Origin of the sequence: Nocardia wallacei (genome assembly GCF_014466955.1) — a bacterium.
Lineage (GTDB): Bacteria > Actinomycetota > Actinomycetes > Mycobacteriales > Mycobacteriaceae > Nocardia > Nocardia wallacei.
The window spans coordinates 6,740,042-6,761,963 of the sequence record NZ_AP023396.1 but is presented as its reverse complement, the minus strand read 5'-3'; the positions used below and the strand labels follow the sequence as shown (position 1 = coordinate 6,761,963).

48 protein-coding genes are annotated in these 21,922 nt (G+C 68.3%); 5 read left to right on the top strand and 43 right to left on the bottom strand.

Features of this window, described 5'->3' with window-relative positions; all coding sequences use genetic code 11:
* Nucleotides 1-10 precede the first annotated feature (10 nt).
* The 18 genes from NWFMUON74_RS30275 to NWFMUON74_RS30200 all read right to left on the bottom strand — a co-directional run bounded on the left by NWFMUON74_RS30275 (nucleotide 11) and on the right by NWFMUON74_RS30200 (nucleotide 7,315).
* Nucleotides 11-181, bottom strand: a complete 171-nt coding sequence (locus NWFMUON74_RS30275) for a hypothetical protein (protein WP_187685129.1) — start codon at nucleotides 179-181, stop codon at nucleotides 11-13.
* Nucleotides 182-191: 10 nt separating this feature from the next.
* Nucleotides 192-848, bottom strand: a complete 657-nt coding sequence (locus NWFMUON74_RS30270) for a hypothetical protein (RefSeq protein WP_187685128.1) — start codon at nucleotides 846-848, stop codon at nucleotides 192-194.
* 4 nt (nucleotides 849-852) lie between these two features.
* The gene (locus NWFMUON74_RS30265) at nucleotides 853-1,218 is read right to left on the bottom strand and encodes a helix-turn-helix domain-containing protein (protein ID WP_187685127.1); all 366 of its coding nucleotides are present in this window, start codon (nucleotides 1,216-1,218) and stop codon (nucleotides 853-855) included.
* Nucleotides 1,219-1,322: 104 nt separating this feature from the next.
* Nucleotides 1,323-1,673 carry a hypothetical protein gene (locus NWFMUON74_RS30260; RefSeq protein WP_187685126.1) on the bottom strand — a complete coding sequence of 117 codons (351 nt, stop codon included), beginning with the start codon at nucleotides 1,671-1,673 and terminating at the stop codon, nucleotides 1,323-1,325.
* Between the two features lie 124 nt (nucleotides 1,674-1,797).
* Nucleotides 1,798-1,932, bottom strand: coding sequence for a hypothetical protein (locus NWFMUON74_RS36660; RefSeq protein WP_269475300.1), 135 nt, complete (start codon nucleotides 1,930-1,932; stop codon nucleotides 1,798-1,800).
* Between the two features lie 81 nt (nucleotides 1,933-2,013).
* Nucleotides 2,014-2,292, bottom strand: coding sequence for a hypothetical protein (locus NWFMUON74_RS30255; RefSeq protein ID WP_187685125.1), 279 nt, complete (start codon nucleotides 2,290-2,292; stop codon nucleotides 2,014-2,016).
* A gap of 140 nt (nucleotides 2,293-2,432) precedes the next feature.
* Complete coding sequence (locus NWFMUON74_RS30250; protein ID WP_187685124.1) at nucleotides 2,433-2,714, bottom strand: hypothetical protein; 282 nt, start codon at nucleotides 2,712-2,714, stop codon at nucleotides 2,433-2,435.
* Nucleotides 2,711-2,848, bottom strand: a complete 138-nt coding sequence (locus NWFMUON74_RS30245; protein ID WP_187685123.1) for a hypothetical protein — start codon at nucleotides 2,846-2,848, stop codon at nucleotides 2,711-2,713. Before NWFMUON74_RS30245 ends, NWFMUON74_RS30250 begins: the two co-directional genes overlap by 4 nt.
* Nucleotides 2,849-2,875: 27 nt before the next feature.
* Nucleotides 2,876-3,199: a hypothetical protein gene (locus tag NWFMUON74_RS30240; RefSeq protein WP_187685122.1), complete on the bottom strand. Its 324-nt coding sequence runs from the start codon at nucleotides 3,197-3,199 to the stop codon at nucleotides 2,876-2,878.
* A complete protein-coding gene (locus NWFMUON74_RS30235) occupies nucleotides 3,192-3,764 on the bottom strand; it encodes a hypothetical protein (RefSeq protein ID WP_187685121.1) in 573 nt (190 codons plus the stop codon). Before NWFMUON74_RS30235 ends, NWFMUON74_RS30240 begins: the two co-directional genes overlap by 8 nt.
* A 264-nt stretch (nucleotides 3,765-4,028) precedes the next feature.
* Nucleotides 4,029-4,448 (bottom strand): hypothetical protein, encoded by a 420-nt coding sequence (locus NWFMUON74_RS30230; RefSeq protein WP_187685120.1) that lies wholly within the window; start codon nucleotides 4,446-4,448, stop codon nucleotides 4,029-4,031.
* A complete protein-coding gene (locus NWFMUON74_RS36655; RefSeq protein ID WP_269475299.1) occupies nucleotides 4,445-4,570 on the bottom strand; it encodes a hypothetical protein in 126 nt (41 codons plus the stop codon). The genes NWFMUON74_RS30230 and NWFMUON74_RS36655 overlap by 4 nt, the downstream gene beginning before the upstream one ends.
* Nucleotides 4,571-4,768: 198 nt before the next feature.
* Nucleotides 4,769-5,248, bottom strand: a complete 480-nt coding sequence (locus NWFMUON74_RS30225) for a hypothetical protein (protein WP_187685119.1) — start codon at nucleotides 5,246-5,248, stop codon at nucleotides 4,769-4,771.
* Nucleotides 5,238-5,645: a hypothetical protein gene (locus tag NWFMUON74_RS30220; protein WP_187685118.1), complete on the bottom strand. Its 408-nt coding sequence runs from the start codon at nucleotides 5,643-5,645 to the stop codon at nucleotides 5,238-5,240. Before NWFMUON74_RS30220 ends, NWFMUON74_RS30225 begins: the two co-directional genes overlap by 11 nt.
* Nucleotides 5,642-6,010 (bottom strand): hypothetical protein, encoded by a 369-nt coding sequence (locus NWFMUON74_RS30215; protein ID WP_187685117.1) that lies wholly within the window; start codon nucleotides 6,008-6,010, stop codon nucleotides 5,642-5,644. The genes NWFMUON74_RS30220 and NWFMUON74_RS30215 overlap by 4 nt, the downstream gene beginning before the upstream one ends.
* Entirely contained in the window at nucleotides 6,007-6,279 is a 273-nt protein-coding gene (locus NWFMUON74_RS30210) for a hypothetical protein (RefSeq protein WP_187685116.1), read from the bottom strand. Before NWFMUON74_RS30210 ends, NWFMUON74_RS30215 begins: the two co-directional genes overlap by 4 nt.
* The gene (locus NWFMUON74_RS30205) at nucleotides 6,279-6,719 is read right to left on the bottom strand and encodes a hypothetical protein (RefSeq protein WP_187685115.1); all 441 of its coding nucleotides are present in this window, start codon (nucleotides 6,717-6,719) and stop codon (nucleotides 6,279-6,281) included. The genes NWFMUON74_RS30210 and NWFMUON74_RS30205 overlap by 1 nt, the downstream gene beginning before the upstream one ends.
* Entirely contained in the window at nucleotides 6,719-7,315 is a 597-nt protein-coding gene (locus NWFMUON74_RS30200; protein ID WP_187685114.1) for a 3'-5' exoribonuclease, read from the bottom strand. The genes NWFMUON74_RS30205 and NWFMUON74_RS30200 overlap by 1 nt, the downstream gene beginning before the upstream one ends.
* Nucleotides 7,316-7,337: 22 nt before the next feature.
* On the opposite strand from NWFMUON74_RS30200, the gene NWFMUON74_RS30195 reads away from it, so the two are divergent.
* Complete coding sequence (locus NWFMUON74_RS30195) at nucleotides 7,338-7,655, top strand: hypothetical protein (RefSeq protein WP_187685113.1); 318 nt, start codon at nucleotides 7,338-7,340, stop codon at nucleotides 7,653-7,655.
* A gap of 116 nt (nucleotides 7,656-7,771) precedes the next feature.
* Here NWFMUON74_RS30195 and NWFMUON74_RS30190 read toward each other — a convergent pair whose 3' ends face one another.
* From NWFMUON74_RS30190 to NWFMUON74_RS36990, 25 genes are all read right to left on the bottom strand, one after another.
* Nucleotides 7,772-8,083 carry a hypothetical protein gene (locus NWFMUON74_RS30190; RefSeq protein ID WP_187685112.1) on the bottom strand — a complete coding sequence of 104 codons (312 nt, stop codon included), beginning with the start codon at nucleotides 8,081-8,083 and terminating at the stop codon, nucleotides 7,772-7,774.
* 37 nt (nucleotides 8,084-8,120) lie between these two features.
* Nucleotides 8,121-8,249, bottom strand: coding sequence for a hypothetical protein (locus NWFMUON74_RS36650; RefSeq protein WP_269475298.1), 129 nt, complete (start codon nucleotides 8,247-8,249; stop codon nucleotides 8,121-8,123).
* 201 nt (nucleotides 8,250-8,450) lie between these two features.
* A complete protein-coding gene (locus NWFMUON74_RS30185; protein ID WP_187685111.1) occupies nucleotides 8,451-8,798 on the bottom strand; it encodes a hypothetical protein in 348 nt (115 codons plus the stop codon).
* 35 nt (nucleotides 8,799-8,833) lie between these two features.
* A complete protein-coding gene (locus tag NWFMUON74_RS30180) occupies nucleotides 8,834-9,220 on the bottom strand; it encodes a hypothetical protein (protein WP_187685110.1) in 387 nt (128 codons plus the stop codon).
* Nucleotides 9,221-9,261: 41 nt separating this feature from the next.
* Nucleotides 9,262-9,426 carry a hypothetical protein gene (locus tag NWFMUON74_RS30175; protein WP_187685109.1) on the bottom strand — a complete coding sequence of 55 codons (165 nt, stop codon included), beginning with the start codon at nucleotides 9,424-9,426 and terminating at the stop codon, nucleotides 9,262-9,264.
* Nucleotides 9,423-9,575 carry a hypothetical protein gene (locus NWFMUON74_RS30170; RefSeq protein WP_187685108.1) on the bottom strand — a complete coding sequence of 51 codons (153 nt, stop codon included), beginning with the start codon at nucleotides 9,573-9,575 and terminating at the stop codon, nucleotides 9,423-9,425. Before NWFMUON74_RS30170 ends, NWFMUON74_RS30175 begins: the two co-directional genes overlap by 4 nt.
* Before the next feature lie 219 nt (nucleotides 9,576-9,794).
* Nucleotides 9,795-9,974 (bottom strand): hypothetical protein, encoded by a 180-nt coding sequence (locus tag NWFMUON74_RS30165; protein ID WP_187685107.1) that lies wholly within the window; start codon nucleotides 9,972-9,974, stop codon nucleotides 9,795-9,797.
* Nucleotides 9,971-10,420, bottom strand: a complete 450-nt coding sequence (locus NWFMUON74_RS30160; protein ID WP_187685106.1) for a hypothetical protein — start codon at nucleotides 10,418-10,420, stop codon at nucleotides 9,971-9,973. The genes NWFMUON74_RS30165 and NWFMUON74_RS30160 overlap by 4 nt, the downstream gene beginning before the upstream one ends.
* Nucleotides 10,417-10,770, bottom strand: coding sequence for a hypothetical protein (locus NWFMUON74_RS30155; protein ID WP_187685105.1), 354 nt, complete (start codon nucleotides 10,768-10,770; stop codon nucleotides 10,417-10,419). The genes NWFMUON74_RS30160 and NWFMUON74_RS30155 overlap by 4 nt, the downstream gene beginning before the upstream one ends.
* 41 nt (nucleotides 10,771-10,811) lie before the next feature.
* Nucleotides 10,812-11,204 carry a hypothetical protein gene (locus NWFMUON74_RS30150; RefSeq protein WP_187685104.1) on the bottom strand — a complete coding sequence of 131 codons (393 nt, stop codon included), beginning with the start codon at nucleotides 11,202-11,204 and terminating at the stop codon, nucleotides 10,812-10,814.
* On the bottom strand, nucleotides 11,201-11,353 hold the full coding sequence (locus NWFMUON74_RS30145; protein WP_187685103.1) for a hypothetical protein: 153 nt from the start codon (nucleotides 11,351-11,353) through the stop codon (nucleotides 11,201-11,203). Before NWFMUON74_RS30145 ends, NWFMUON74_RS30150 begins: the two co-directional genes overlap by 4 nt.
* Nucleotides 11,354-11,370: 17 nt before the next feature.
* Nucleotides 11,371-11,895, bottom strand: a complete 525-nt coding sequence (locus tag NWFMUON74_RS30140; RefSeq protein ID WP_187685102.1) for a hypothetical protein — start codon at nucleotides 11,893-11,895, stop codon at nucleotides 11,371-11,373.
* A 2-nt stretch (nucleotides 11,896-11,897) separates the two neighbouring features.
* Entirely contained in the window at nucleotides 11,898-12,119 is a 222-nt protein-coding gene (locus NWFMUON74_RS30135; RefSeq protein WP_187685101.1) for a hypothetical protein, read from the bottom strand.
* 156 nt (nucleotides 12,120-12,275) lie between these two features.
* Nucleotides 12,276-13,022, bottom strand: coding sequence for a helix-turn-helix domain-containing protein (locus NWFMUON74_RS30130; RefSeq protein WP_187685100.1), 747 nt, complete (start codon nucleotides 13,020-13,022; stop codon nucleotides 12,276-12,278).
* Between the two features lie 47 nt (nucleotides 13,023-13,069).
* On the bottom strand, nucleotides 13,070-13,564 hold the full coding sequence (locus NWFMUON74_RS30125) for a helix-turn-helix domain-containing protein (protein WP_187685099.1): 495 nt from the start codon (nucleotides 13,562-13,564) through the stop codon (nucleotides 13,070-13,072).
* A 44-nt stretch (nucleotides 13,565-13,608) separates the two neighbouring features.
* Nucleotides 13,609-13,920, bottom strand: coding sequence for a hypothetical protein (locus tag NWFMUON74_RS30120; RefSeq protein WP_187685098.1), 312 nt, complete (start codon nucleotides 13,918-13,920; stop codon nucleotides 13,609-13,611).
* Nucleotides 13,917-14,960 carry a helix-turn-helix domain-containing protein gene (locus tag NWFMUON74_RS30115; protein WP_187685097.1) on the bottom strand — a complete coding sequence of 348 codons (1,044 nt, stop codon included), beginning with the start codon at nucleotides 14,958-14,960 and terminating at the stop codon, nucleotides 13,917-13,919. The genes NWFMUON74_RS30120 and NWFMUON74_RS30115 overlap by 4 nt, the downstream gene beginning before the upstream one ends.
* Before the next feature lie 53 nt (nucleotides 14,961-15,013).
* Nucleotides 15,014-15,355 carry an HNH endonuclease gene (locus tag NWFMUON74_RS30110; protein ID WP_187685096.1) on the bottom strand — a complete coding sequence of 114 codons (342 nt, stop codon included), beginning with the start codon at nucleotides 15,353-15,355 and terminating at the stop codon, nucleotides 15,014-15,016.
* On the bottom strand, nucleotides 15,352-15,729 hold the full coding sequence (locus tag NWFMUON74_RS30105) for a hypothetical protein (protein WP_187685095.1): 378 nt from the start codon (nucleotides 15,727-15,729) through the stop codon (nucleotides 15,352-15,354). Before NWFMUON74_RS30105 ends, NWFMUON74_RS30110 begins: the two co-directional genes overlap by 4 nt.
* Nucleotides 15,719-16,354, bottom strand: coding sequence for an ERF family protein (locus NWFMUON74_RS30100; RefSeq protein ID WP_232110681.1), 636 nt, complete (start codon nucleotides 16,352-16,354; stop codon nucleotides 15,719-15,721). Before NWFMUON74_RS30100 ends, NWFMUON74_RS30105 begins: the two co-directional genes overlap by 11 nt.
* An 11-nt stretch (nucleotides 16,355-16,365) precedes the next feature.
* Nucleotides 16,366-16,902, bottom strand: coding sequence for a hypothetical protein (locus NWFMUON74_RS30095; protein WP_187685093.1), 537 nt, complete (start codon nucleotides 16,900-16,902; stop codon nucleotides 16,366-16,368).
* Nucleotides 16,899-17,108 (bottom strand): helix-turn-helix transcriptional regulator, encoded by a 210-nt coding sequence (locus NWFMUON74_RS30090; RefSeq protein WP_187685092.1) that lies wholly within the window; start codon nucleotides 17,106-17,108, stop codon nucleotides 16,899-16,901. The genes NWFMUON74_RS30095 and NWFMUON74_RS30090 overlap by 4 nt, the downstream gene beginning before the upstream one ends.
* Before the next feature lie 253 nt (nucleotides 17,109-17,361).
* A complete protein-coding gene (locus tag NWFMUON74_RS30085; RefSeq protein WP_187685091.1) occupies nucleotides 17,362-17,592 on the bottom strand; it encodes a hypothetical protein in 231 nt (76 codons plus the stop codon).
* Nucleotides 17,593-17,658: 66 nt separating this feature from the next.
* Nucleotides 17,659-17,856 (bottom strand): helix-turn-helix domain-containing protein, encoded by a 198-nt coding sequence (locus NWFMUON74_RS30080; RefSeq protein ID WP_187685090.1) that lies wholly within the window; start codon nucleotides 17,854-17,856, stop codon nucleotides 17,659-17,661.
* The gene (locus tag NWFMUON74_RS36990; RefSeq protein WP_187685089.1) at nucleotides 17,846-18,052 is read right to left on the bottom strand and encodes a helix-turn-helix domain-containing protein; all 207 of its coding nucleotides are present in this window, start codon (nucleotides 18,050-18,052) and stop codon (nucleotides 17,846-17,848) included. Before NWFMUON74_RS36990 ends, NWFMUON74_RS30080 begins: the two co-directional genes overlap by 11 nt.
* A gap of 279 nt (nucleotides 18,053-18,331) precedes the next feature.
* Between NWFMUON74_RS36990 and NWFMUON74_RS30070 the strand changes: the two genes are divergently transcribed.
* From NWFMUON74_RS30070 to NWFMUON74_RS30055, 4 genes are all read left to right on the top strand, one after another.
* Nucleotides 18,332-18,682 carry a hypothetical protein gene (locus NWFMUON74_RS30070; RefSeq protein WP_187685088.1) on the top strand — a complete coding sequence of 117 codons (351 nt, stop codon included), beginning with the start codon at nucleotides 18,332-18,334 and terminating at the stop codon, nucleotides 18,680-18,682.
* Nucleotides 18,675-19,868: a tyrosine-type recombinase/integrase gene (locus NWFMUON74_RS30065; protein ID WP_187685087.1), complete on the top strand. Its 1,194-nt coding sequence runs from the start codon at nucleotides 18,675-18,677 to the stop codon at nucleotides 19,866-19,868. The genes NWFMUON74_RS30070 and NWFMUON74_RS30065 overlap by 8 nt, the downstream gene beginning before the upstream one ends.
* A gap of 56 nt (nucleotides 19,869-19,924) precedes the next feature.
* Entirely contained in the window at nucleotides 19,925-20,326 is a 402-nt protein-coding gene (locus tag NWFMUON74_RS30060) for a cytidine deaminase (protein WP_187685086.1), read from the top strand.
* An 82-nt stretch (nucleotides 20,327-20,408) separates the two neighbouring features.
* Nucleotides 20,409-21,701 carry a thymidine phosphorylase gene (locus NWFMUON74_RS30055; RefSeq protein ID WP_187685085.1) on the top strand — a complete coding sequence of 431 codons (1,293 nt, stop codon included), beginning with the start codon at nucleotides 20,409-20,411 and terminating at the stop codon, nucleotides 21,699-21,701.
* The last annotated feature ends 221 nt before the right edge of the window (nucleotides 21,702-21,922 follow it).

Genomic DNA, 21,922 nt, shown 5'->3' with positions numbered 1-21,922 from the left:
GCAGCCTCTCCTACTCGAGCGCGAGGCCGATCGGGCCCTCATCGGTAGACAGGCGCACCGTGAACCCTGCCGATGCGGCGTCGCGGGCTATCCGGGTCAGCGCGTCGACGATCGGCGCGGCGTCTCCGCTGCTGGCCTCCTGGTCGCTGATGTCCAGCTCGAGGGTGACCTTGTGGCTCATCGGGAATCTCCTACTCGTCTTTCGGGGTGGTGAACGGTCCGACCCTCTTCAGCAACGCCACCAGCTCCTGGGCCTCGACAGGGGTCGCGAACATCAGGTCTCGGTGTTCCCGCAGCCGCCGGAACGCTCCCCGGATCGTCTCCCGCTCGCCCGGCTGCTCCATCACCATGGCCTCATTGCCGTCTAGGGACGCCGCTTCCATGTACTTGCGGAGATCGGCGACGCCGGGCGACGTGTAGTAGAAGGTCGCGGTCAGGAAATGGACGTTCCGCATCGACTCAGGGTCGTACGTCCAGTCGTCATCGGTTTTGCCGACGCAGATCAGATAGCTGCGGCATCCCGCCTTTCGCGCCTTGCGCACGTAGATGGCCTGGTTTGTGTCCGGGTCGAATGCGACGGCCGCAGTGCGTCCGTGCATTGTTTCTGCGCACCAGCGGAGCAGCGCGGTGTGAGCGGCGAGCAAGTCTCGTGCTCGGGCGGACGGTCGCAGGAGCCGCCAGGCGACGGCCAGGGCGGCGATCCCGATGCAGGCATTGCCGGCGATGTCTCGCGCGTGCGCATGGCTCGTCCATCCGATAACGACTGATGTCGCTGCAAGCAGCACCGAGACAGCGAGGAGCAGGGCGCCCGCCGTCCGGAGTCGGCGGCTGAACGTCAACCCGAACATGCTCTCAGGCCTCGTCTTCCGGGAACTTGGGTTCGATCTGCGGGTTCTCGCGCATGGCTTCGGAGACGACGCGCTGCCACATGCCAGGGAATGGGCGGTACTTCGTCTTTCCGCGCCACACCGTGACCTCCAGCGGGCCGCCCGCGGCTTCGTCCAGCAGCTGCTCGACATCGTGGTCGAACATCTCGTGCAGCTTGTCGACCTCGCCCCAGATGCCCTGCGGGATGCCTGCCTGACCGTTCTCCATCCGCTGGTAGGAGCTGAGGGACACACGGAGGATGGCGGCCATTTCGTCGCGGTCCAAGCCGAGGTAGCGGCGGGAGACCACCATCCGTGCCGAGCGTCCAAAGTCGTATTTCCGGTCAGCCACGCTGCCCCTCTCGTCCGCACCGCCCCGCGCCGGGTGCGCGGGATGGTGCGTCCAATGATGGCAGGGCGTGCCCCGCCACCACGGGGCGAGCGACCGGAGCGCTTTCACAGGGCGTCCGCGATGTCGGGGTGGACGTAGCGCAGGTAGTAGCTGCACACGGTGACCTGGATCAGCTCGAACGGGCTGGTGCGGTCCGACATCGCCAGCGTGTTGATGAACTCGCCCGCGATGTCCCCGGCGAGGGTGTGGTCGGTGACGACGTAGCCGCTGTCCTCGTCGTCCCACGTCGACCACCGCACCTCGACCGCGCCCGGCCGTCCGGTGTCCTCGCAGCAGGCGTTCTCCCAGCCGTCGCGGCTGACCTGGATGTCGATGCGGCTGTCCCAGGTGATGCCGAGGGCGTCGGCGATCAGCTGGGCGGTGGTGCGGATGGGGGTGGCGATGGTGGCGGTCATGTCCGGCTCCTCCGGTGTGGTGAGGGCTTGATCCCTCGAACATCGTTAACAATACACACGTTTGTAGGTATGGTCAAGCGGTGCGGGCTACTCCATCATGCCAGCAGCCCGCGCAAACCCCAGCTCAGCCAGCAGTCACATCCACGCGCACCCACTCCACGCCGCTGTGCCCGCAGCCGCCGCAGCCCTGACCGTTGCAGGGATCGTGCCTGACGTCGATCCACTCGAAACGGCCATTGTCCTCGATATACGTGTCCATGCCCGGCTCCTCCGGATCTGTGACGGCTTACTCCGTCGAACAACGTCAACAATACACACCATTGTAGGTGCAGTCAACGGATCACCACTGGTCGAGGGGCTTCTCCCGCTCCTCATCCGGGACCACCGCCGACTCCTCCGCCAGCACCGACAACTCCACCGCCGCCACCGCGAGATCCCTCAGCCGTTCGGCCGGCATCCGCGCCAGCACCGTGCGGGCGTCATCCAGGCGGCCGCAGGCGAGGTGCCGCATCGCGTCCGACACGGCGGAGATGTAGCGGACCTGGTCCAGGATCTCCAGGGCCTCGAACCGGTGCCTCAGCTCCTCGATCACCTGCGGGTCGGCCTCACGGTTCGGCATGGGTGGACGATACCGCCGCGCCGCCGCCAGGCTCGTCGCTCCGGCGGGGTACCGCGGCGTGTGCCGTATCCGCCGGAGCGTGGCACCGAGATCTTCGAATGTCTTCCGGAAGGCATCCCGGTCGAACTCAGCCATGGTCGTTACTCCTCGGTCTGTCGTCGGGCGCGCTGCCGCTGATCGCGCGTGAGGTGAAAGTGCTCGTGCCGGGACCGGTTGCACCGGTACGCCCGCTTCGCTTCTCCGGTCAGCTGCTGCAATTCGATCGCGGCCGACATGGCGTCGTCCAGCCGGTCGAAGATCACCTTGCCGTCCGGGTGGGTCTTCCCCGCGGTGCGTTCGGCGCGGGACGGGCGGCAGCGGACGGGATGGCCGGCGCTGTTGAGGCGCGCGTACTGCACCAGCACGGCGCGGATGGCGGTCACAGCAGCGCGCCGATCAGGATGAGGACGGCGACGGCCAGCAGTAGCGCGAGCACGCCGCGGACGGGTTCGAGTTCGTAGCCCAGTTCGGCGGCGGCCTGGCGGGCCGTGCGGTGCGGGTGGAGGTGGTCACGCATCGGTGGTCACCGCTTCGATGGGCTCGTTCATCGCGGGACCGCCGGTTCCGTGCGGGGATAGGTGTCGCCGACCTCGATCTGCTCATAGGCGACGGATTCGACCGCGATGTCGGTGTTGCGGTATCCGTGGTCATACCAGGAGACATGCAGGGTGTAGGAGCCGGGCACGTATTGCTGGATGGTCGTGGTGCAGTTCTGGCCGCATGAAATTGTCACAGGTATCCACATCTCCTCGGTGTGGTCCTTCGCGATCACCGTGCCAGACACGAAGTCCGGTGATGGGCCCTCGGTGCAGGAGGTGATCAGAAGGCCAGTGGTGAGCACGACCAGTGCCGCGCTGCGGCTACGCATCGGTGGTCACCGCCTCGGACTCGATCAGCTCCAGCGCGCCGCTGTACAGCCGTCGCATGGTGTTGGCCTGGGTGCCGTCGTTGCCGTCGTAGAAGGCGAGCTTGGTGCGCAGCTGCTCCGTGGTGATGTCGGCGGGCGCGATAAACAGCCCGTCCCGGGCGCGGCGGATCGCGCCGTGCTCGTCGCGGCAGGCGTACGCCGGGATGTCCGGGGTGGGCGGTGGTGTGCCGTCGCCGGGCAGCGGCACGTCGACGAAGTCGCTGGCCTCGATCACCTCGCAGTAGTCGCAGGGGTCGCGGTCTTCGTCGCCCTGGTCGTGCACCCAGACGACCCCCCCAACGGCGAAGGTTTCGCGGCCGTCCGGGTCGATGAACACGCTGACCATGCCCATGACGCCGTCCGCGTCCACGTACGCATCGAGGTAGGTGGCGTGCTGGTAGCCGGGCGCGGAGCGCTGGATCGCGAAGTCCTCGGGGCCGAGGGGGTTGCCGATGCCGTGCGCTCGCGCGAACGCGGCGGCGTCGGTGAGCACTTCGGTCAGGGGGCGGCGGGTCGGGCTGGTCATGATGACCATGGCGGTCGCTTTCTGTGAAGGGGGTGGGGAGGCGCTGGACGTGCTGCGACAGCACGAGCGAGCACGTCCAGCGGCTATGTGCCCCGCACACCGGCCGGATGGTGAGCGGGGGGGTCGGGTGCCGCCGGGCGCGCTGCGTGGGGGAGGGAGCGCGCCCGGCGGTTGCCCGGCACCGGTCGATGGGGAGGCGGTGCACGGGCGGTCAGGGCCGGGGCTGGGTGTTCCTCGCCCCGGCGCGCACCAGGAGGTGGGCGGTCAGGCGGTGGGCGTGGTGATCGCGGCGCGGGGCGTTGCCACGAGGAAGATCCGGCGGGTACGCAACCGGCCCGGCACACGGATGGTCACCTCTGCGGTGGCGTTCACCGCGCCGGAGCGGTACTGATCCCAGCTGCTCTTATCGGTGGGTCGCCAGTCCTTGTACCCGGGCAGCGGCGGCAGGTCGGGCAGCGGCTGGACGGGTAGCCGGAGTTTGGCGCGCATCGCCTCGGGGACCGGGAAATGCACGAAGTCCTCGAGCCGGGCGGGCCGGTCGCGTTCGAACGCCGCAGCGGCGCTCTCGGCCGCCGAGCGGACGGCGAACGGCACGTACACGTACGGGCAGTTGGCGGGGATCACCACCCATCGCCAGATCTCCGAGACCGTGTAGCAGGCGACGATCGACTTGCGGGCGCTCATACGAGGGCCGCCATGGACGCGCTGAACAGGATCCCGATGATGATGCCGACTGCCATGAGCGCGAGGCCCAGCAGGACGTCACCGCTCAGGCTGTCCAGGAGATGGAGGATACGAAGAAACATCCCGGCTCCTTCCGGTTTGTCGTGACGGCTTACTCCGTCGAACACACTCGACCATACACACTTTTGTGTGTGCCGTCAACGCTCCAATTCCGGCCAGGCGCGCAAGCAGCGACCTGGGGAAAGTCTCCGAAATTACGGGGGCTAGACCGCCCGACACCCCGGCAAGATCAATACCTGCCTTTGGGGGTGTCGAACCAGTCACTCAGGGTCGCCGCCCTCCACCACTTCCGCCTCAATCGGCTCGCCAGCATCCAGCAGCTTCGCGAAGTCCCGCTTCAACGACTCCAGGTCCGTCCCCACCGACACCTGCACCGCCGGTGGCTCATCCAGCCCGTGCAGCCGCATCAACCGGGCCAGAGCCTTATCCGCGACTCCGGCGCCCTTCACGAACATGTCGATGTCCTGCTGGTCGCGGCCCTCCAGCATCACCCCGAACCCGTGCTCCCACAGCTTCTCCGCGCGCGCGATCATCAACGGCCGCACCGTCTCCGCCGCCTCACTGGCCGCGCGCTTCAGGGCGGCGTGCACCGCGGCCCGCGCCCCGGACTCGCCGCTGTAGCCCTCGTGCTCGGCGATCTCCGCATAGGTGATGCCGCGCACGGCGAGATCCAGGCAGCGCTGCTGCTTCGCCATCGTCTCCGGGGTGACCTTGCCGGCCGCCTTGCCCTTACGCGCCACCCGCACCGTCCCTGAGCGCAGAGATTCGGGCGTTCCCGCATCGGCAGCGGTCCGCGCGGCGGCCGCAGCTGGTGCACTGGAGCTTCCGCCAGTCGGGGAAGGCTTCGAGCAGTTCCGTAACGGGCGTGCCGTGGCGTCGGGCCTGTTCCAGCATGACGGCGGCCATGCGGATCGTGGCCGCGGTGGTGTCGACTCCGGCCAGCTCGGTCGCTACGCGGCGGTACAGGTCGGTGTGGGTGAGTTGTCCGCTGTCGATGTGCTCGATGATGTGGTGGATGGCGGGCTCGGCGGCCAGGACGCGGGCGCCGAGACGGCGGGGCTTCCACCACCACGACCAGATGAACTCGGCGAGCCCGCCACCGAGGAAGCAGACGACAGCAACGATCACGGCGGTCATCGGTGGTCCACCACCTTGCCGCGGGCACCGTTGCAGGGGTTGAACGGGAAGTCCCCGCACGGTGTGCCGACGGGTTCAGCGTGGAAGCCGTACGGGTCGACCGGGCATGTGTGCCGTCCTGCCTGGTCTCCGTCGGAGTGGACGAAGTCTCCGCCAGCCTTGGGGGTCCGGTGGATCGGGCCGTCGCAGTGCTTGCAGATGATGGGCTGGTATCGGCGGGTGATCTCTTCCTTCAGCTCGGCCAGCTTGGCCGCTCCGAACTCGGCACCGGCCGACGTCTCCCACCAGCCGGATGAGTCGGGTGGGTCGGCCTTGTCGATGCCCTCGAGGAGTTCGTCCAGCCAGCTCAGATCGAGGATGCTCATCGGCCGACCGCCTCAGCCAGGCCGCGCCGGATCAGGAGCCAACCCAGACGGACGGCGGCACACGGGGTCAGGACGGTGTCGTCGAATCGGGTCAACAGCACGAGGTGGCCGGTGTCTGCGCGGCGGGCCTTGATGACACCGACCTCGGCGAGCAGGTGCGCGCCTGCGCTGTAGCCGGAGACGCCCGTGCCCGGGGGGAGGTCTTGGTGCCGGAACACCACGGGCTCGTCGGGAGTGGTGGGTGCGGTGTCACGGGGTCCGTCGAACATCACCACACCTCCCCGCCGTTCGACCGCTCCATCGCAGCGAGAGCAAGCCTCGCCCGATCCAAGGCGGTTTCCAGGATTTGCACCCGGCGATGCATGCCCTTGACGGTCGTCGGGTTCTCCTCGGGCAATTCCTCGTATGCCTTGGCGAAGTCGCCGCCCGGGCAGATGAAATCCTCGCCGGTGACGCCGCGGACGATCCAGTCACCGAGGTCGGCGCGTTCGAGGCCCTTCGCGGTGCGGACTACGAGGTAGGCGGGGGCGTTGTCGCGGACGTAGCCGGTGCTGGAGTCCAGCTCGTGCTCGCGGCGCATGTCGTGCTCGTAGCCGAGCGGTACGTAGATGGTGCCGGGCGCCCATTCCTGAATCTTGAGGGCGTCGGACCAGCTCTCGAACTGGATGGCTTCGACCGCGACGCGGGGACGGAACCGTTGGACGGACATCACGCCTCACCACCGGTCGCGGTGGTGCTCTCGCACATGCGGAGCCAGCGGACCGCGGCGAGCACACGCATGTTGTGGCGTGCGTCCTCGAGGGCGTTGTGCAGGCCGGTGGTCTGCTCCGGCGGCACGAACCCTGGCGGGGCGTCCTCGAGGGCTTGCTGGAGTTCGTGGGTCCACATCGGGAGGCCCTTCGGCAGCCTCGACATCGGGCCCCACAGCTGCGCCAGGAGGACGTGGTCGTAGGCGGCGTAGTCGGCCCACAGCTCCGGCGTCGATTCGGCCAGCAGGAATTCGCGGACCTCGTTGGCGATCACCCACCGCGGTTTCACCAGGGTCGAAGAGGTGTCGAGCACGCCGGCGCTTTCACTGCCGACGTAGCCGGTGCTCGGTTTGCGCCCGCGCAGGGGGAGGGATGGCCACACGTTGTCCATCAGCCACTGGTGGTTCTTGATCCGGTCGACCGGCATGTCGGCGTTGACGGCGTAGTACTCGCGGCCGGTCTCGCAGACGATGCCGATCGAGATGAGGTCGATCGTGGAGCCGTTCTCCAGGAATTCGGTGTCGTAGGTGTAGGTCGTGGTCGGTGTGCTGCCCATGGCCGGACGGTAGGAGCCTGGGGTGCAACACGATCCGGCTCGGCGGCGATGGAACGGTGGTCAGGGCAGTCAGCCCGCCCAGCGCGGGCACGTACAGGGAGGTGCGGAGTTGGCATACGCGAAGCTGCATTACGGCGGGCAGGCGTACAAGCTGGACGCGGAGAAGGTGGCGCTTTTCCAGATGGAGGTCACTCGGGCGCTGCGGGCGGGCGATCCTGTCACGGTGGTCGACGCCCCGCTGTCCGGTGGTGCGACGCTGAGCATCGCCGTGTCGCCGTCGATTCCGGTCGCGATCGAGAAGGGCGGCTCGGACCAAGGACCTAGCGCGGCGTTCTTGTAGCTCTGGGGTGCAGAACGGCCGCCCACGATCGCAACCGTGGGCGGCCGTCTGGTACCGGTGTTGATAGCCGGTCTCACACGCTTCGCAGGGCATGCGCAGACCATTCCTATCCGGGCCTACAGGTCGACTCGGGCTTGCAGGTCACGCACGAGCGCGGTCAGCTCCCGCACGGTGTCCTGGAGGTATTCGGCCTGCTTGGACAGCCCGGACATCTCCGGCTGGTCGCCGTGGTCAGGAACGGCCGCCGTCGGATGTTCCGGTCCGAGTACAGGCGCGAGATGTTCGGCGAGCGAGTACAGCTGGTCACGCAGGCGCCCGAGTTCCTGCCCGATGCCGTCCAGCCGGCCGGGCAGGGTCGGCGGTAGTTCGGCGGCCTTCGCGATGGCCCGGACCGCTTGGGTCTCGTCGTATTCGGCGCGTATCGCCATGGTGGGGTGATCCTTTCGAGGTGGGGTGGGAACGCGGTCAGCCACGGCTGCGGAACAGCAGCCAGTACAGGAACGCGACAACGAGGCACAGGGCGATGAACTTGAGCAGGCTCGTCCAGGGGTTGGAGTCCGCGGCGTCGGAGGCGAGAAGAGCGGCGAGGTACATGGGTCAGTCCTTCGGTTCGAATTTGATGCAGGCGGGCCACCAGGCCCGCATATCGGGTCCCCACGAACCTGGTGCCGGGGTTGATGCCGGCGGTAATGAGGTCGGCCTGGCGGAGGGCGTGCCGGGCGTTGCGGCTCAATCCCGCGAATCGGTCCGGGCGCATGGTCGGTTCGAGGTCGGGGAACAGCGACGGCTCCTCGGTCATCGGGGTCTCCGGTCCCAGAGTCCGCGGCCCAGGCGCTCCGCTACCGCGCCGGGTGCCGTCACCTTGTCCTCCATGGCGTCGATGTAGTCGACGTCCGTGGCGGTGAGGAGACGGTTCATCCACGCCGGGTGCGGTGGCGGGCCGGTTGGGTAGCCGCGCACCGCACCGCCGGGGTTGCAGCCGACGGCGTGGGCGTGGTCCACGGCCTGGATGAATGTCGGGCCGGGGACGATGCAGCAGCCCAGGAATCCGCCGCCGCCGGGCACCTGCTTGTCGGGCGGGGCCGACCGGGTGGTGTCCACGAACGACAGCCACCACAGGCCGGTCGAGGATACGTCGGTCATGCTGTGGGCCTTCCCGCGTCGGCGCGGCGTTTGGCCTAGGCCGCGCGCTCGTCCGCCGGCATCCGGCACTCCACCCACCGGGCGTACTCGTCCCACGACATGCCCAGGAACTCGAGGACATCGTCGGCCGCGGTGCCGCCGCCGCATGCTTGCCATTGCTCGATCAGGTCGTACAGCAGCATCTCCGTGTACGTGTCGAACAGAGCGCGACCGATCCACTCGGCGGCCTCCACCGGCGTGCAGGATGTGCGGCGCGCCCACGGGTCCCGCTTGTCGATCTCGTTCCGGATCGCGTCCATGAACCCGGTCAGGTCGGCCTCACCGCCGTTGTACCGGTAGGGCTGCCCGGCCATGCCCTGGACGAATCGGCGGGCGCGGGCGACGGCGCGGCGGTAGCGGCGGCGCTCCGCCCGACGGTTCATATCCGGGAAGTTGCGTCCATCCCGGGACAGCTGGCCGCGGCTCATCCGATCAGCCTCGCCATCGTCCACAGGATCAGCAGGGCACCCGGCACCGACAGCCACAGCGCCCATCCGTCGGACAGCAGCAGCGACAGTGCCAGCAGCGCGGTGCCGGTGCACAGTGCGGCCGCGCACCCACCCGGGTTCAGCTCGTCGTCGGGCCTCACATGAACTCCCTGGAGATGCCGATCACGAGCGACCACTGGAGCACGAACGTGCCGACCAGCACGGCGATCGGCCAGTCGTGGCCGGTCTCGCTCGGGCTGGGCAACAGCCACGTCTCCAAGGCCAGCGGGCCGATGAAGTAGGTCAGCACAGCTATACAGGCGAGCCAGACCAGCAGGCCCCTCCCGATGCCTCGAACGAATCTCGCTGCGCCACTTCGCTTCCTGGCGCGGATCACCCCCACACCTGCCAGTACAGGATCGGGGCCTCGTAGACGGGGAGCTGCTGCTCCAGCGTGCCGATCGGGTGGTGGCGGAAGCAGGCCAGCAGGGCGAGCAAGTTCATGGGTGGGTCCTTTCCGGATCGGGGGTCAGATGCCCAGCGAGTGCAGGGCGAACCAGGGAATGAAGATCAGCCACCCCACGATGGCGACAGCGAGGGTCACCCGGAGGAACGGGAGGAGGGCTTCGCTCTCGGTGAGGCGCGCGGTGTCGAACATGTAGAGAAAGAGCAGGGAGGCGATGAGCGCGACCCAGAACGCGGCGGTCACTGGACCTGGTCCTTTCTCGCGGCGGCGTCGATTTCGGCGCCGGTCGCGTTGTACGGGAGCGGTTCGGTCACTCCGATCGCCGGATAGGTGAAGGTTCCGGCGATTGGCGGGCGGGCCTCGGCGGGAGGCAAGAACGCCTGTGTGAGCGCGGCGATGACGGTCCGGGCTTCGGCGGCCATGCGGTCGCGGTCGCCGCCGGAGGGCTGGACGTGGACGCGGATCATCCCGGATGGGGAGACCGTGGTGTCTGCGTCGGCCAGCGCCTCGTGCACCAGGCGCTCCCAGTGCTCCACGATCTCGGCTTGCCGGCGGGGCGCGGTGGTGTCCCAGGCGGCGGGCCAGCGGCCGGTGACGTCGTCCAGGATCTTGGAGACGATGCGCGACACCGGGGACGGGTCGGAGTGCAGCGCGTCCAGGACGTCGGAGATATCCGTTCCGGGTGTCATTTCTGTCGGTCGCTCTCGGTATCGTCGGCGGTTTCGGGCGCGGCGGGCCGCGGGCGGAACGCCGCGGCGATCGCCTGCAACTGCCGGGTGATGGGTGCCAGCGCCACTGCGAGCGCCCGAGCCACGGCCTGGAGGCCGGTGGCTGCCTCACTCGGGGTTACGGGCCGGGGCGGCGGCAGGCCGATCGGCGGCCTGGGCGGGACCACCGCGGGCACAGGCCGGGGCGGGCGGTGCGGGCGGTACTCGCCGGAGCGGATGCCCTTCGTCAGCTGTTGCTCCACGAGGTCGTCTATCTCGTCGCGCTCCAGAGCGTCGATGGCGGCGAGCACCGGATCCTCGGGGTTGGTCACCGGGTGTCGCCTTTCTGGATGGCCGCACTCAATGGGTTCTCCTATTCGGTTGCGTTGGTTGTGGATTCGGGTGTGGTGGTGTCGCCTCCTCCCGCGCGTTTCCGCGTGCGGACGGGCCGGTAGGGGCCGACGACCGCAGTGTCGACGTGTGCGGTGCAGCCGAGCGCGATGGCGTGGCCTTGCCAGAACCGGGCCGGGGCGAGATTGAAGAACCGGCGATGCCGCCGGAAGTCCGGCGGCACGAAGTAGGTCAGGCCGGTGTCAGGGTCGGAGCGTTTCCACAACCTCATGAGGCCGCGGGCGGGCAGCCATGGCGGGGCGTCCGGCTCGCCGACCATGCCCCAGACATTCGCGGGTTGATCGGTGAACGGCAGGCCGTCCGGGGTCGGATAGCTGTCGATCACCAGCCGGTACACATGCTCGTTGCGTGTCATTGGCGCTTCGCTTCCTTCTCGATATGCCGATCGAGATGCGCGATAGCGCGCTTCTCTTTGAGGTAGCCCGCGGACTCCCACGTGCAGGTGCACGACGCGATCCAGACGCCGAACGCATAGCGGGTACCGGCCAGCTCGTGGACGTCCACCTGGCGGCGGGGCGGGGTCACAGCGGTGGCGGCGGGGCGGTGGGGTCGGTCATCCAGGGACCGACCGCGCGGAACACCACCTCGGCGTCCGGGCTGCGCTGCTGACGGGCCTGGACGCGGCGGATGTCGTCGCGCATGGCGATGGCGGTGTCGCGGCTGCTGGTCTGGACGGTCCGGGCGTCGCCGTGGACGTCGGTGTACTCGGTGCCGTGCTCGGTACTCATCCCGTCGGCGGGGATGCGCAGGAGGGCGTCACGGACCAGGAGCGCGATGCCCTCGATGTCGCGGGTGTAGAGCGGGTGACGCTGCACCTCTTCGTGGGTGGGGTGCCCACACCGGTCGTCGGTGCATTGCTTTCCGCCGCACGGTGGCGACGCCTTCCAGCTGCGAAGGACCATGGTGTGCACCACGCCGTCGCCGTACGCGCCCACGTAGTCGAGCAGGCGGCGGACGGCGGCCTCCGCGACCTCGGCGCGCCCGTAGTCCGGGAACTCGTCGTCGTGGGCGTCGGGGTTGGTGAGCATCCATTCCGGTGTGCTCATGGTCAGCACCCGAGCCCGGCAGCGAGCAGGGCATCCAGGAAAGCCACGGTCTGCGGCGAGGCGTAGACGGAGAAGCAGGCGTCCACCGTCCAGTCGGGGGACAGCATCGCGGTGATGCGGGCACGCACCGCGGTTTCGGTGTTGTCGGCGGCGGAGTAGTCGACGCGCAGGCGTCGAACTTCGTGGCCGTTGCCGACCAGCACGATCCAATAGGTGATTCGCAATTCCGGCTCCATCCGGTTGGGTGTGACGGCTCAATCCGTCGAACCTTTGTAATGTACCTCGACATAAGGGTGGATTCAAGTTCCGATTTAAGGGTGCTAGTCACACAAGATCGCAAATCGAATACACCTACGAAAATGTGTATATTCGTAGCGGTCTCAGGCTGCGGAGTCCTCCCGCTTCGCCTCGGCCAGGTAGCGCTCCACCTGACGGGGAGTGACACCCAGCCGTTCGGCGATCTGCTCCACCGACGCCCCCTCCTCACTCAGCACCTGCGCACGCTCGCGGCGGTCCTCAGCCACCGTCCACTGGGTCACCTTCGGCGGCCCCGACCGCACCGCGGTTACGCGGGGGTCGTCGATGTCCAGGTCCTCCCAATCCAGCGGTGCCGGCCATTTGCGACGTTCGGCGGCGAGGCGGGCATGTTTCGCGCGACCTTGGGTTCCTGGTGTGCCGGAGAGCTTTTCGTACGCATCGTGGACAGTGCGCCAGGCGGTCCACGACATGATGATGCGGTCGGCACCCGGCCGGGCCATCTGCGACAGCAGCGATGCGGAGATGCCGGGGGTGTGCGCCGACAACGCTTGCCAGGTCCAGCCGATCGCGTGCAGTGCCTGTAACCGGCGCACCGCGCCGATGGCCAGGACGATCTCCTGGCGTTCGTTCGGGTGGAAGGTGACGGCCTTGATAGCGGTCGCCTGCCGGATGCGTGTGGTCTTCCACATCCGCCGCAGGATGCTCTCGACGCACTCGGGGGTGCATCCGGCGTCGCGGGCGATCGAGGACAGTGGCAGACCGAATCCGGCCAGTTCTTCGATGTGGTCGGCGATCGGGCCCGACGGGACGTAGCCGGGGATGCCCGAGAAGCGGGTGGCCATCTCGTATCTCGCTCGTTTGCGGCCCATCGGCGCGAACCTGGTCGGCGGCGATGACGTCGCGCTCACAGCAGCCATCACGCGCCCATCTCGAACAGCGGCAGTGTGCACTCCGGCGCCCGGCGCGCGCGCCGGCGGGGCGGGTGCAGGATCACGATCTGCGGTGGACAGGGGGTGTCGCATTTGCGGCGCATCTCGGCGAGCTGGTCGATCAGCTGGCCGCGGGTGGCCTTCAGGCGTTCGACTTCGCGCACCAGGTCGGTGATCGCGGCCGGGGAGATGCGGGCGGCGCGGGCGCGGTGTTCGGCGTCGGCCTGGGCGCGCTCGGCGGCGAGCAGCGCGGCGGTGAGCACGCCGACGGGTTCGGAGCGGGCTGTCTGGACTGTGCGGCGGGAGCAGTGCAGCCAGGCGGCGATGGTGTCTGTGGTGTGCCCGGCTGCGGTGAGTTGCGCGACGAGCCAGGGTTTTTCGTGGGGTTGGAGGTTGGCGTAGCGGACGCGCCCGGCGATGGCCGATTCGATCAACATCGCGTCGGGCTCCCAGCGGGGCTGGTGTAGCGGTACCACGGTCACGGGGGTCACCTCCAGGAGCGGGATCTGGTCTTCGTCGCGGCGGGTCATGAGCGACCCCGGCGGGGCTCGGCGGGGTCGGGGCCGTTGCCGCGCTGATAGAAGCCCGGTTGCGCTTCCTCGCGGCGGCGGCCTTCGCGGATCATCCGCGCGGCCTCGTGCACATCGGCGGGTTTGACCGGGCGGAGCTGGTGCGGATCGTGGCGGCAGCGAATCGCCCACCCATACCGGTCGTACGGGTCGTGCACCCACCCGTACTCATCGCAGAACTTGCACGCGGGGTCGCTGTGCGGCCCGAATGTCTGGTCCTTCGGGCCCAGATAGGTGCCGGGCGGCGGCGGTGGGAGGCGATCGTTCACCCGGTCACCCCCGGTATCGGGGCCGGGGCGGGCAGCGGCAGATCAGCAGGCCGCTGGCGGGTCCAGCGCGGACGGGAGAAGCGGCGCGGCTTCGTGGCCTGCGCGACGCGGAACGCGGCGACGGCGGCCAGGCGCGCAGCGTCGTTGCGGTGGTCGCAGATACTGCCGTCGGGGCGGTTGCCTTCCGCGTCGCAGTCGTCGCACCCAGCAGCCGCGGCGAGCCGGTGCTGGTGCTCAGCGGCAGCGACCTGGGCCGCGCGCGCCCGCGCCGCCTCCTGGCGGGCCTGCTCGGCGGCAGCGGCGCGCTCCTCCTCCCTGGCCTTCGCGGTGACCCGATACCAGCGGCACGGCCCGCACGGCTCCGGTGTCCCCTCCGGGTGTTGAGGGCAAGTGGTGGGGAGCGGCGACCCCGCGCCGCCCGCAGGCTCCGCGCCCAGCGCGCCCGGCCGTATTGATCCCCCTGGATCTTGATAGCTCTCGATCAACCCCCGGACCCCCTCGTCACCGATGACGAGGGGGGTACCGGTCTCTCCGCCGGTCACCGGTGGGGCGCTGGTCGGCGCGGGCGCGGCCGGACCGACCGGTTCCGGCGTGCTCCCCATCACCACATCCGACGAGGGCCCCTCGTCGGAAATGACGAGGGGGGTACCCGCATCCACGCTGCTCAGCAGGTCTGTCAGCGGCTCCCACAACAGCAGGTAGTCATTGCTGGACCGGCCGCCGTCGGCCCGCCAGCGAGGACGGCACACTAGGGCGCCCAGACGGCGCAGCTCCCGCAGCGCCCGATCGACCGCCGACAAGGACATGCCGATCATCTCCGCGAGCGTCTTCCGCTTCGGGAACCCCTGCCGCGTCTTCGCGTTCATCCGGCGCGCGATCGCGCCCCACACCTTCATCGCCGTGCCGCTGGCGCCGGCCTCGATGAGCCACAGCGGCACTTGGGCGAAGCGGACGCCGCGGGGGCGGACGCTGGCTGCGTCCCACAGGTGATCGGGCAGGAGCCCGGCGTCTGGTGACGGCTCAATCCGTCGATCGGTCATGGTGTTCTCTCTCGCCGGAAAGGCCCCGAGCGGTCTGCTCGGGGCCGTGGTGGTCAGTTGTCGTCGAAGGCCGGTAGGTACCGGCCTTCGTTGTCCAGCAGTACGTTTCGGCCTCCCAGTAGGACCGCGGTCAGGGCCGGGTCGGCGTTCTGCCGGATCAGCAGGCCGTTGGCCAGCGCCCACTCTCGGCGGCTCTCGATCAGGCCGTGACATTCCAGGCACAGGTGCAGCAGCGCGGCCGGGCTGTTGCTGTCGGCGCGGCGGGTACCGCCCATGCCACGCGGGCGCCGGTGATGGATCTGCACACCTCGGCGTCCGGCGCAGTGCTCGCACGCTGAGCCGGAGCGGGCCTTCACGATGTCGACCGTCGCCGGAGACGGCGCAGTCCTCCTCATGCCGCGCCCCGCCCGGCGATCTCGTATTGCGCGCGGATAGAGGCCCCGATACTTTGCACCGCGCTGAGCTGATCCTTCAGCGCCTCCGAACGTGATTTCGCGTAGTGGTAGGCGATATCGGCCAGAGTGAGTTCGTCGCGCAGCGCCGCCGTGGCGACGATCGCGGCGTACTTCTTCGCGTGTGCCGGGCCGTTGTACCGCATGTACTCGCGGGCGTTGGCCTTCTCCAGCTCGTTCTTCGCGTGGGCGTATCGGGCGTACGCCTCGGCCAGCGCATCGACGCCCCGGGTGATCAAGTGGTCGATCTCGGCCAGCCGCCGCTCGACAGCGACGGGTGACCACACCTCGCGGGCCTTGGGCGGGTTACTGCTCACCGACGGCCTCCGGCAATGCGCTGTAGTGCGCGGTCAGGGCGTGGATCGGGCTGGGGTCGTTGCATGCCCGGATGTCCATGCCGTCGTTGTCGGCCGCGAATCGCTGCATAGCGTCGTCCGGCTGGACACCTTTGCGTTTGAGCACGGCCAGCAGCTCCTCCCGCGCTGCCTGCGCGGGGTGCACGCTGGAGCGCTCGTGGCTGCTCGCGTCCGGGTCCGGCTCATTGGTGGGGATGGTGAGCGACTGGAGCAGGAACACCCGGTACGCCACCGACTGCGCCTTGCTCACGGCCTTGTCGCCGCTGTCGGCCGCCTCCCCGTAGGTGACCCCCTCGAACGAGTCACCGGCCGGACCATGCACCGTGTACCGCATCCGCACGGTGGCGTTCTTCATCGCCGTGCCCTTGTTGGTGACGTAGCGTTCCGTCTCGATGCTCTCGGCGGTCGGAATGATCACCACGCCGTGTTTGCGCAGCAGCGGGCCGACCGTGTTGATCACGGTGTCGATGCCCCGGAACATGAAGTTTTGGTCCCTGTTCCGGTCCTTCTTGCCGATCTCGCGGACTTCCTCCATCACGCGCGAGAACGCCTCCATCACCTTCGGCGTGAGAGGTGTGAAGGTCATGCCGTCGTCCATCACGCCTCCAGCGCCAGCAGCGCGATCGGCCCGGCGGACAGCAGCTCCCGCACCACCTGTTCGGCGCGGGCGTTCGCACGCACCGACACCACACCGCCCGGCGTGTACTGGACCGTCCCCGGCACCGGCGTCTCCGCCGCCTCCCGGAGCGCCCGTTTCTCCACGTCCTTCGGGATCTCCGTCACCGTGGACACAAGGTGCGGCGCATGCTCGGCGAGCACGGCCGCGACCTCCTCCACCGGCCCGAGCACCAGCCGCTCCTCCAGCTGGTCCGCGTACTGGGCGCGGACCCACGCCTCGAACGCGGCCGGATCGACGACCTTCGCGGCCGGGGCCGGGTCCGACATCGACACCGTGCCCAGCGCCCGGCTGGTCACCGGATGGTGAGAGGTCAGCTTCGAGCCGCGCGGGAGCTGGCCGGAGAGCCCGGCCTTCGCGAGGGACTTCTCCTTCTCGATCACCGCGAGCGCCGCATGGAGCACGACGGCACGGTTGGCCAGCATCTCCGGATCACCTTGCGGTGCAGGGGAATTCATGCGCTCACCTGCGCATCGGCCGGAGCGTCGCGGTTCGGGTCCGCCATCCACTTCTCGACATCCCGGTCCAGGTACCGGATCCGGGCCGACTTGCCTTCGCCCAACTTCTCGTAGCGGGGGCCGCGCCCCTGCATACGCCACCGGGCCAGAGTCACCGGCTGTATGCGAAGCTTCGCCGCGGCCTCGCGATTGGTGAGCCACTGCATGGGATTTCCTTTCTCCGACTGCGGGAGAAAGGACGAGCAAAACCTACGGCGGTAGGCAGATAACGCACCGCCAGTAGGCGCTACCAGGGCGGTGGTGTTGCACCCAGGTAGGCACTGAGGGTAGCCTGCTTACGGCCGTGCGGTTGTGATTTCCAGTCGTTCCGCATCGGCATTTGGTTATAAGTGGGGTCAGTGGAGTGGTGTCCGCTGGCCCCCTAACTCTATTATCCGTAATAGCTTTTTGGCAAGTCGTCTACAGCTCAGGCGGCTGTTCTCGCCGCTTCAACTCGTCGCGTCTGATCTTGTACACCTGCGGCTCCGACAGCTGGGCCGCCTCGGCGATCAAGGCCCGGGGAGTCCGTAGGTCCTCCGCCGCCTCGAGTATGAGCGCGTCCCGCCGGCGCTCCAGCTTTGCCTGCTGCGCGACCACCCGGGCGATCTCTCGCAGGTTCCGCTGTTGTCGCTCGGTCAGCTCCCGTGGCATAGCTCAGGAGGGTACCGGCGATGTGGTACATACCGCATTCCTGTCAAGACGTCTCGGAGTAACGATTCAGCGCCGCGGCGAACGTGCCCGCGTGGTGTGTGACCGCTGGTAGTCCAGGACCGTTTGCGCGGCGATCCTGATCCTGTTCCCGATGCGCATGTGCGCGATCTCTCCCCGCGACGCCATCCGCTGGACCTCGCGCGGCGTGATCCGCCACAGCTCGGCGACCTCCGCCGCCGTCATCCATTCGACCTCAGCTGTCATCGCGGTCGCCTTCGTACGGCCCAAACTCGTTCTCGAACAACACATCTGTGGGGGCCTTGATCGCGGACGCGATTTTGTCCGCACGATCCGCCGCACATGTGTCCTTGCGACCAGACAGCAAATGGTCGATGAACGAGTGGTGGGAGCCAACCCGCCGCGCCAACTCCCGTGTCGACAATCCGGATTGGTGCATCAACGCCCGAAGGGTCTCCGGGGATCGAAGTCTCAACGCGCGTCCACCCCCTCACTTCCTTGTGTTGGGTGGCCCACCCCGCTATTCGTAGGCCATCACTGCGGCTTATTCCAGCGTGTGAAGCTTCAAAAGTCAACTAGCAGTATGGATTCAGCAAACTCTTGGTAGGCATTCGATAATCCGCGATAATCGTTCTACGCTGTGCGGGGGCTGGTCACCCCGCCTATCTGTCCAGAAGGGGGCAGGTAGGCACCTACCAGTGATCGAAAGGTAGGCCACCTCATGGAATTGAAAGAATTGATCGGCACGGCGAAAGGCGGGCGCTCCTACGCCGATCTCGAGCGAGACTCGGGCGGGGGACTCGGAGCAGCCCGCTGGCAACAGATAGCAACCAAACCGTTACGTACGTTCCCCGACCCCAGTTCTATCGCAGCCATCGCCGCCGCGTTACGGGTTCCGCAGAGAACGGTCGTGCTCGCCATCGCGACATCGGTTGGCCTGCAAGTCGATTCAAGATCACGACTGGTCGACCTCATCCCCGAGCGCGCCAGCGACCTGCCCCCCGAATCCATCGCCGCCGTGCTCGGCGTCGTCAACGCGATGCTCGAAATGCAGGAGCCACGCGTTGGCTAAAGGCGAACTGGGCTGGATCCAGCGAAGGGTCCGAACGTCGAAATCCACTGGGCGCGAGACGATTACCTACATCGCACGCATCACTCCGCCCGGTGGAGAGGAGTACTCGAAGTCGTTCTCACGCAAGGGACGTGTGGGCGAACCCGGCACCGCGGCGCACTGGCTCAACCAGGAAATCGAGTCGATCCGCCGCAAGCAGTGGATCGACCCCCGCGACCGCGATTGGACCGTAGGCGAGTGGGCGGACGAGTGGGTGGCATCCCTCACCGGCATCGACGAAGAAACGCGCCGCTTCTACAAGACGGTCGTTGAGCTCGACATCAAACCGTCCGGCCTCGGCGACGAACCGTTAGCGGTCGACGGCCGCCGAATGGGTCGCTGGATGAACGAACTCGCCGAACGCAAGTGGAACAAGGTCAAGCTAATGCCGTCTACCATCGACGGCCGCCGCATCGTCGTGAGCATGATGTTCGGGGCTGCCTTCGAAGAGCAGCTGATCCCGCGCAATCCCATGAAGAAGGTGAAGAACCCGGCCGGGGCGCTGGTGGTGGAGCCGATCGACCCACGGGAGCTGCCCACCCCCGAACAGGTCTGGCACCTGCACGACATCGCGGCCAAGGTAGCGCCGCTGTTCGCCGAGCAGATCATCGTCACCGCCGGGACGGGCGTGCGTCCGGGGGAGCTGCTGGGCGTGCAGCGCATGAACACCGTGGGCCGGGAACTTCAAGTGGTGCGGCAGCGCAAGATGAAGTCGGCCGCAGTGGAGTTCGGGCTCCCGAAGAGCCGCAAGATTCGCCGCGTCGCCTTCGGCCACGAGGTGGGCCAGGCGCTCGAACGCCATTGCAAGCTGGCCGACTACAAAATCGGCGAACAGGACGTGGTCTTCCGGTTCACCGGCGGGAAGGACTGGCACCGGTCGACCTGGTCCAGCCACTGGCGGCGCATCCGCGCGGCGGCGGGCCTAGAGCGGATGCAGTTCTACACGTTGCGCCACTACTACGCCAGCGTGCTGATCAACGGCGGGGCGTCGCCGAAGCTGGTGATGGAGCGGATGGGACACAGCAGCTCGAAATACACCCTGGAGCGGTACGCGCGGCTGTGGCACGACAACGAGGAAGTGACCCGCGCGCTGAGCGACGCCGGCCTATGCCGGGACAATGCCGGGACAATCCGGCCCGCCGAGTAGCCGCGCGGCGCGGCGCGGCGGCTCGCGGGCAACGAGATTTCGGAAGGATGAGGCGCATGGATATCGACTGGGAAATGCTTCGTACCAGGGCATTCGAAGCGATGGGCAACGCGTACGCGCCCTACTCGAGATTCCCCGTCGGGGCGGCGGGATGGACCGATAGGGGAGTGGTCACCGGCTGCAATGTGGAGAATCTCTCATACGGGCTCGGCCTCTGTGCCGAATGTGTACTCGTGGGTAACTTCTGCGCGACCGGTGGCGGGCGGTTGCTGGCGGTTGCCGTCTGCGATTCGCGCGGGGCGATTCTGATGCCCTGCGGGCGCTGCCGTCAGGTGCTCTACGAGCACGGCGGCGCGGAAATGCTGGTGGATCACCGCGACGGCCCGGTGCCGCTGCGGAGTTTGCTGCCCGATGCCTTCGGGCCGTCGGATTTGGCTGCGGGGCAGCGCGATATGTGAAATTCGGCACGCCGACGAGGATGTGGCTACTTTCCGAGCGCTATTCACGCGTGCGGCAAAGGGGTCTGCCAGGCTGTTCGCCATGGTGAGCGCGCATTCGGCGGTATCGGTGATCACGGCGAAACGAGACGGCGGCGAACTCGGCGACGAGCAGATCGACTGGGTCGTGGACGCTTACACGCGCGGCGAGGTCGCCGACGAACAGATGTCCGCCCTGGCGATGGCGATTCTGCTGCGCGGCATGACACGGCGGGAGATCGCGCGGTGGACCCGGGCGATGATCGCGTCGGGGCGGCGGCTCGACTTCACCGACCTGCCCCGGCCGACCGTCGACAAGCACTCCACGGGCGGTGTCGGCGACAAGATCACGCTGCCCTTGGCGCCGCTGGTGGCCGCGTGCGGGGCGGCGGTCCCGCAACTGTCCGGGCGCGGGCTCGGCCACACCGGCGGCACCTTGGACAAGCTGGAGTCGATACCCGGCTGGCGGGCCGACGTGCCGGTGCCGCTGATGCGGGAGTTGGCGGCGGATCCGAAGATCGGCGCGGTGGTGTGCGCCGCCGGTGCCGACCTCGCCCCGGCCGACAAGCGGCTGTACGCGCTGCGCGACGTGACCGGCACGGTGGAGTCGATCCCGTTGATCGCCAGTTCGATCATGAGCAAGAAGATCGCCGAGGGCACCGCGGCGCTGGTGCTCGACGTCAAGGTGGGTGGCGGCGCGTTCATGAAGGACATCGAATCGGCGCGCGAATTGGCCACCACCATGGTCGAACTGGGGGTCGACGCGGGCGTGCGCACGATGGCGCTGCTGACCGCGATGGACACCCCGCTCGGCCGTACCGCCGGGAACGCGCTGGAGGTGGCCGAAGCGGTCGAGGTGCTGGCCGGTGGCGGACCCGGCGATGTCGTCGAGCTGACCCTCGCGCTGGCTCGGGAAATGTTGGCGCAGGCCGGAATTCCCGACGCCGACCCCGCCGCGGCGCTCGCCGACGGCCGCGCCATGGACCATTGGCGGGCGATGATCTCGGCGCAGGGCGGTGACCCGGACGCGCCCCTGCCCGAGGCCCGCCATCGCGAGACGGTCATCGCCGCGGCCTCGGGCACCCTCGCCCGCCTCGACGCCATGGCGGTGGGGCTGGCCGCCTGGCGGCTCGGAGCCGGGCGGGCGCGCCAGGGTGATCCGGTGCAACCCGGAGCGGGAGTCGAACTGCACGCCAAGCCCGGCGATGCCGTCACCACGGGCCAGCCCCTGTTCACCCTCCACACGGACACCCCCGACACCATCCCGGTAGCCCTCGACACGCTCCGCGCGGGTTATGCCATCGGCCCGGACCCCGTCGCCCCCACCCCACTCGTCCTGGACCGCATCGCTCCCTGAATCACCTCGGCGACAGCGAGCAGGCGAGGCCGGGGAATCTCCCGCGTGCTCGACGGTCCACATCGTGATCCCAGCACGGCCCGGCCGAGAACATGCCGGGATGGTGGCTTGGCTTGCCGGGATGGTGGCTCGGGCAGCCGGGGTGGTGGCTTGGGTCGCCGGGACGGCTCGCTCGCGGATCGGTATGCGGGAGGGGGCGTCGTGGCTCCCCACGCACAGGA